This is a genomic window from Novosphingobium sp. SG720, assembly GCF_012275365.1.
Classification (GTDB): domain Bacteria; phylum Pseudomonadota; class Alphaproteobacteria; order Sphingomonadales; family Sphingomonadaceae; genus Novosphingobium; species Novosphingobium rhizosphaerae.
Genome location: NZ_JAAZQN010000018.1, coordinates 1 through 6,394 on the forward strand (window position 1 = coordinate 1; position 6,394 = coordinate 6,394).

The 6,394-nt window shown below is 60.3% G+C and carries 4 protein-coding genes and 1 pseudogene; all 5 read left to right on the forward strand.

Annotated features, from left to right (window positions below):
• Positions 1–169: 169 nt before the first annotated feature.
• The 5 genes and pseudogenes from istA (at position 170) to FHW94_RS22875 (ending at position 5,902) form a co-directional block, all read left to right on the forward strand.
• The gene (istA, locus tag FHW94_RS22855; protein ID WP_168558139.1) at positions 170–1,456 is read left to right on the forward strand and encodes an IS21 family transposase; all 1,287 of its coding nucleotides are present in this window, start codon (positions 170–172) and stop codon (positions 1,454–1,456) included.
• The gene (gene istB, locus FHW94_RS22860) at positions 1,456–2,256 is read left to right on the forward strand and encodes an IS21-like element helper ATPase IstB (RefSeq protein ID WP_168558140.1); all 801 of its coding nucleotides are present in this window, start codon (positions 1,456–1,458) and stop codon (positions 2,254–2,256) included. Before istA ends, istB begins: the two co-directional genes overlap by 1 nt.
• 53 nt (positions 2,257–2,309) lie before the next feature.
• Positions 2,310–2,591, forward strand: a pseudogene (locus FHW94_RS22865) (IS481 family transposase); the annotation flags it as partial.
• Positions 2,592–2,867: 276 nt separating this feature from the next.
• The gene (locus FHW94_RS22870) at positions 2,868–4,271 is read left to right on the forward strand and encodes an MFS transporter (RefSeq protein WP_210425833.1); all 1,404 of its coding nucleotides are present in this window, start codon (positions 2,868–2,870) and stop codon (positions 4,269–4,271) included.
• Between the two features lie 95 nt (positions 4,272–4,366).
• On the forward strand, positions 4,367–5,902 hold the full coding sequence (locus FHW94_RS22875; protein ID WP_168558141.1) for an alginate export family protein: 1,536 nt from the start codon (positions 4,367–4,369) through the stop codon (positions 5,900–5,902).
• Positions 5,903–6,394: the final 492 nt, after the last annotated feature.

Consider the following 6,394-nt stretch of genomic DNA (forward strand, 5'->3'; position numbering starts at 1 on the left):
GCGGGCACGTTCGAGGCGGCGTGTACGCAACTCAAGGTCCCGCACCGGCAAACAAAGGCCTACACGCCGCAGACCAACGGTATGGTCGAGCGTTTGTCACGCGAACTGAGAAACTGACCCCCTGCCGAATCTGAGAACTGACCCCTGCGGCTGACGAGGGGAAAGACAGATGACGAATGTGATTACAGAGTTTTCCGCACAGGAATTGGCTGTGCGGGGAGACGATATGCTGCAGCCCGACGAGGTGGCCGCGATGGTGCGGCTGCATGAGCTAGGTTGGGGAGCAAAGCGGCTGTCGAAGGAGTTTGGCTGCGCGCGTAACACGGTGCGCCGCTACCTTCGCGCCGGCGGTGTGGTGCCGTTCGCGAAGCCCGAGCGCAAGACGGCGTTCGACGGTCTCGACGATTGGCTGCGCGAGCGTTTCTTCCGGCACGGCGGCAATGCCGATGTCATCCGCCAGGAACTGGCGAGCGAGCATGGGATCGAGATCGGCCTGCGCTCGGTCGAGTTGCGGGGCCAGCGCTGGCGGCGAGAGTTGAGGGCTCAGAAGCGAGCCACGGTGCGCTTCGAGACGCGGCCCGGGCATCAGCTGCAGATAGACTTCGGCGAGGTCCGGGTATGGATCGGCGACGAACGCATGCGCGTACATTTGTTCGTGGCGACGCTGGGCTACTCGCGTCGAATGCATATTCAGCCCTCGATCCGAGAGCGCCAGGTTGACTGGTTCGAGGGGATGGAGGGCGCGTTTCTGCGGTTCGGCGGAGTGCCGGCGGAGATCCTGTTCGACAACGCCAGGGCGCTGGTCGAGCATCACGACGCAGCGACGCGCGAGGTGCGGTTCAATGCCAGGCTCCATGCCTTCGCGCGTTACTGGGGTTTTAGCCCAAGAGCCAGCGCGCCATACCGAGCCCGCACCAAGGGCAAGGATGAGCGCGGTGTCGGATATGTGAAGCGCAATGCGGTCGCGGGTCGCCGCTTCGTCAATTGGGGCGCCTTCGTCGCACATCTCGAGCAGTGGAACCGCGAGATTGCCGATGTGCGCGTACACGGCACGACGGGCGAACTGCCGCTGGTTCGCTTCGCCGACGAAGTTGCCGCGCTTCGTCCGCTTGGCGGCCGTGCTCCATTCGGCCAACTGCGCGATCTGATTCGCAAAGTGCGCCCCGACTGCGCGATCGACCTCGACACCAACAGCTACTCGGTGCCCTGGCGCCTGGTCGGCGAGACCGTGCAGGTCGTGGTTCTCGCGGGCCGTGTCATCGTGCGTCACGCAGGCGAAGTCGTGGCCGACCATGCAGTGTGCGAGGGGCGCCGGCAGCGGATCGTCGACCGGACGCATCTGGCAGGGCTGGTGGGCACCGGTCCTATCCGCGTGACGGCGCCACAGCAGATGCCGCCACCGGCCCTGCTACGGCCACTTGCCGAATACGAGGCTGTGGTCGGAGGAGGCTGGTGATGACGGCGGTTGATCATGAAGCCCTGGTGGCGATGCTGGACCGGCTCAAGCTGTCAGCGATCCGGGACCAGCTTGACACGCTGCTCGACGAAGCGGCGCGCTCGAAAATGACGCTGCGTGAAGCTTTGGCATTCTTCGTCGGCCGGGAGATCGCGCGGCGCGACGAGCGCCGGATATCGATGGCGAGCAAGATCGCCCAGTTCCCGTTCGTACGCGAACTGGCCGGCTTCGAGTTCGATGCGCAGCCCTCGCTCGATCCGGGTCAAGTCCGGGAACTAGCGACGTGCCGCTGGATCGCGCATGGCGATACGACGCTGTTCCTGGGACCTCCCGGAACCGGAAAGACGCATCTGGCCGTTGCACTGGGGCGCGAAGCGATCCGGCAAAACTACTCGGTCCAGTTCGTCACCGCGGCAACGCTGGTAGCGATGCTGGCGAAGGCCCACGACGACGGGACGCTCGACAAACAGCTGACACAGCTTGCCCGGCCCAAGCTGCTGATCATCGACGAGCTGGGGTATCTGCCGTTCGAAGCCAATGCCGCTCATCTGTTCTTCCAACTGGTCTCACGCCGCTACGAAAGGGGATCGATCCTGATCACCTCCAACCGCTCGGTCGGGGAATGGGGCGGTGTGTTCGGCGATCCCGTAGTCGCCACCGCGATCCTGGACAGGCTGCTTCACCACTCCACCGTAGTGACCATCCGCGGTGACAGCTACCGACTTCGCGAAAAGCGTAGGTCCGGCCTTCTGCAGAAGGCCGGACCTACGCTTGAGCCAACCGAAACCAATGCGCAATGAATGGGGGTCAGTTCTTCACTTCGCCCAAGGGGTCAAATCTTCGGTTCGGTTGACAGCGTTTCAACGGTCGCGTTGCCAGCGACGTCTTGGGAATCAATGTCGCCGGCCATCAAGACCTCGAGATCCTGCTGATCAGCTTCAACCGCGCTTATAATCGACGCAGGCAGAGAGTCCTCAACGGTCTCTCGCCGATCGACAAAGTCGGCGAGCGCCTCAAGCTCAACAGCCGCCTCGAGAACAAACTTTACAAGCCACCTGCAGATCAGAATGATCTGCTCAATAAAGTAGACCGAATCCTATTCTACGCCAATGAGGTCTCACAACCAGACAGCTAAGACCTCCAGTCAGGCTGGGCCCGATGGCAGGGGACGACGGCTCCATGACGCCGGACTATGAACAGAGGGGACGGAGTCACGGCACCCCGGTGGTGGCCTTGCCAATGAGTGCTTCGACCCTATTCAGATGACCTTTCCGCATCTGAAAATTCTTGCCGCACACTCCATTCGTCGCGGTTGAAGTGGGACACCATCTTCTTTCTGGTTGATAGTTTGACATCAAATCTATAATGCAATGAAAGACGCCAGAAGGCGCAGGCAGAGGATCGCGGTATTTTGGCGCAGAAAAACCATCGGAAACATGAAGCCCCTCACTCTTTAGGGCTGGATGACAATCCTGTTTCGGGCACAACCCTCAGCATTGGTGAGGTTATCGATGGTGGCCCTTGGAGTTTGCTCCAGCGCTTCGTGGTGCTGCTAGCGGCTCTCTCCATTGTCCTCGATGGGTTTGATGGCCAACTAATTGGCTTTGCCATTCCAGTTCTCATAAAGGAATGGGGTGTCACCAAAGCTGACTTTGCGCCGGTCGTGGCAATGGGGTTGGTCGGGATGGCGGTCGGCAGCGGAATCGCTGGCTTTATCGCTGACCGCTATGGTCGTCGGATCTCCATCCTGGGGTCGGTGGTCTGCTTCGGTGTTGCAACGCTCGCGATCGGCCTATCGCCCAACATCTGGACGATCGCTATCCTGCGGTTCTGCGCCGGCCTTGGTATTGGCGGCGCACTTCCCGCCTCGACGACGCTGGCTGGCGAATTTACCCCGCAGCGCTACCGCACCATGGCCATCACCGGCACGATCGTCTGCGTACCCCTCGGCGGCATGCTTGCCGGCCTGTTCGCATCGCAGATCTTGCCCGCATTCGGTTGGCGCATGTTGTTTTACGCGGGGGGCGCCATTCCCCTGGTGCTATCGCTCATATTGCTCGCAGCCCTGCCAGAATCGCCGCGCTGGCTAGCGCGCAAGAAGCTCAAATGGCCCGCGCTGGTCGCCCTGCTCCACCGTATGGGCCGTACCGTCCCAGATCATGCCACTTTCGCGCAAGCTCCCGAAGAGGTCGTGAAAACCGGGCGCGGTGTGAAGGCGCTCTTCACAGACGGCCGTGCTCTAAGCACGATCGCCTTGTGGGCTGGATTCTTCCTCACCCTGCTCGCGGTCTATCTGGCCTTCAGCTGGCTACCGACCATGCTGACCAACGAGGGACTGAGTGTGGTCGTCGCCGGGCGCGGCCTCACCGCTTACAATCTTGGCGGGGTGTTTGGCGCACTGGCCTGTGCGGTTGCAATCAATCGCTTCGGTTCGCGCTGGCCGCTCGCCTTCTGCTGCGCAGGAGCAGCAATCAGCGCCTTCTATCTACGCGGCCTCAACATCGCCGGAGATACCAGCCTGTTCGTGATTGGACTTGGCGTGCACGGCCTGTTCGTGAATGCGGTTCAGTCCACCATGTATGCGGTCGCGGGCAACATGTATCCCACAGAGGTGCGTGCATCCGGCACGGCCGCCGGACTGGTGGTTGGGCGGCTCGGCGCCATTCTCAGCGCATTTGCCGGGGCGATCGTGATCACAAGAGGAGGTGCGAATGGCTATCTCGGGCTGCTGGCGTTCGCGATGACTGGTGCAATGGTCGCCATCGTTCTGCTCAAGAACCATATCCCGCGCGCGGCAACTGCCACACGCCGGTGAGATCGAACTTATGCAGGCCTCGTCGGACTGGGTGTTTCCGACGGGGCCAGACAATTCGGTGTAGCCGCCATTCATTTGAAATCGGGGGATGAACAATGAAGCGATTGGCATTGCGCCGGGGCGTAAGCCTCGGTGCCGGGATATTTGCGCTCATGGCGGGGTCAACCGGAGCGGCTGCCCAAACCGCGAACGAAGCCACTGTCGAAAGCAAGCCATCCAAGGCAGCGAAATCGAAGCACGCGCCTGGTGCTGCCGAGGCCGTCATTGCTCCACCGCTTAATCTGCCACATCCGGTGAACGCGCCGACCAGCGTTCTCCCGTCTACGCTCGCCTTCCAGCCGCTGCCCTATGACGAGACCTACACCCAGTACGCCGACCCGACCATGCGCACGACCACCTGGGCCAAACTCAAGCACATTCCGCTATGGACCAATGGTTATCTCACCATTGGAGGTGATGCGCGCCTGCGCACTGAAACGCGGGATCACCTCAACTTCGGGCGCGGTGCAGAAGATCGTGGCCTAGATGTCCAGCATCGAGTACGGCTCTGGGCCGACATCCACTGGACCGATTATCTGCGAACCTTCACCGAGATCGAGGCGACCGACACGCATGGGGCCAACGTCACGCCCAATGCTGTCGATGCGAACACCGCAGAATTGCATCAGGCTTTCGCTGAAATCAGTCTGCCCACCAATGAATCTGGCGGTCGCTTCATCGTTCGTGCGGGGCGTCAGGAAATTTCTTTCGGCAAGGCACGCCTGTTCGATGCACGTAACGCTCCGAACACGCGTCGCTCCTTCGACGCCGCCCGCACTCAGTGGCAAAATGGCGAATGGCGCATAGGTTTACTGGGCGGGTGGGCCGTGCGCGACAAGCTGGGTTCGTTCAACGACAGCACCAATTACGACTTTTCATTCATTGCCGCCCATGCGGCGCGCAAACTCAACCCACTGCTCAAAAATGCCGAGTTGGAGATCCTCTATATCCACTCGGACCGAAAAGGTGCGGCTGTGCCATTGTTCAACGCCCGTCGCGACACATTGTCAGCGCGGTTAGCAGGGCGCCAAGGCAAGCTGGATTATGATATCGAGATTATCGGCCAGCATGGCGAGACGGCTGCGGGGCAGACCATCAAGGCATGGTTCTACGGTATGGATACCGCCTATCAGCTCCCGGGGACCTGGAAGCCCAGAGTCGGTTTTCGCACAGACATCGGATCAGGAGATCGACATTCGGGTAACGGCACCTCGGGCACGTACGACTTCCTCTGGTCGAGAGGTCAAACCTTCACAGCAGAGTTCGGCTACTCGAACCTGATCCAAGCAGGCCTTTCCTTCGGCATGAAGCCATCCAAAAAGCTGACCATGGAAGTGACGGCATCTGGGCTTTGGCGGACCACCAATCAGGATAACCTCTACGCCATGACTGGCGCGATCCTGCGGAGAGCCAACGAAAGCTCGGCGCATTATGTGGGCCTGCGCAACACGGCCCGACTTGATTATCAATGGAACCGGTATGTGGTCACCGGCCTGTACATCAATCGAGTTCAGGCGGGTAAGTTTTTGCATGAGACTGGAGATGGGAAAAATCTCCTTTACACATCGGTCTATATTTCATCACGCTTTTGATCGCTGGCATGACGCTTTTTTAAAATGAAAACGACAATTTAGGCATGTAATTTTATAGAATTGTCGCAAATGCTCCTTTCGCAATGGCTGTCAACCGGCGCGTAAAACTGACCCCCTATCGGCGCCCAATATTGACCCCACCTTTCGGTAGTCATGCACTGCTACCCAACCTTGGACCGCTCGGACCTAGAGTTTTTCGCCTGGCCCGGGTCCGGGGGGCTGGTATCCCCGGTCGGGTTTGCCAGCATGATCGGGGGGATATTCCCGATCGCGCTGTGCGGTCGCTCTTCGTTGCAGATCCTATGGGTGTCCGACTCGGACGCGCGCCGGGTGGTCCGGCGCAAAGCCGGAGACCTGTCATGACCGTGCATCCCTGATTTGCACTGTCGCAATTGAGCTTATACCAATGTGCGCTGAGGCTGACTCACGCTGGGGATTCCCAAGTCGGTGAAAATCTGATTCGACGTTGCGAGCACATGGAGGCTTGCGATG

Coding starts and splice junctions, on each gene's coding strand:
- istB (WP_168558140.1), top strand. CDS start 1,456: ATGACGGCGGTTGATCATGAAGCCCTGGTGGCGATGCTGGACCGGCTC.
- FHW94_RS22875 (WP_168558141.1), top strand. CDS start 4,367: ATGAAGCGATTGGCATTGCGCCGGGGCGTAAGCCTCGGTGCCGGGATA.
- istA (WP_168558139.1), top strand. CDS start 170: ATGACGAATGTGATTACAGAGTTTTCCGCACAGGAATTGGCTGTGCGG.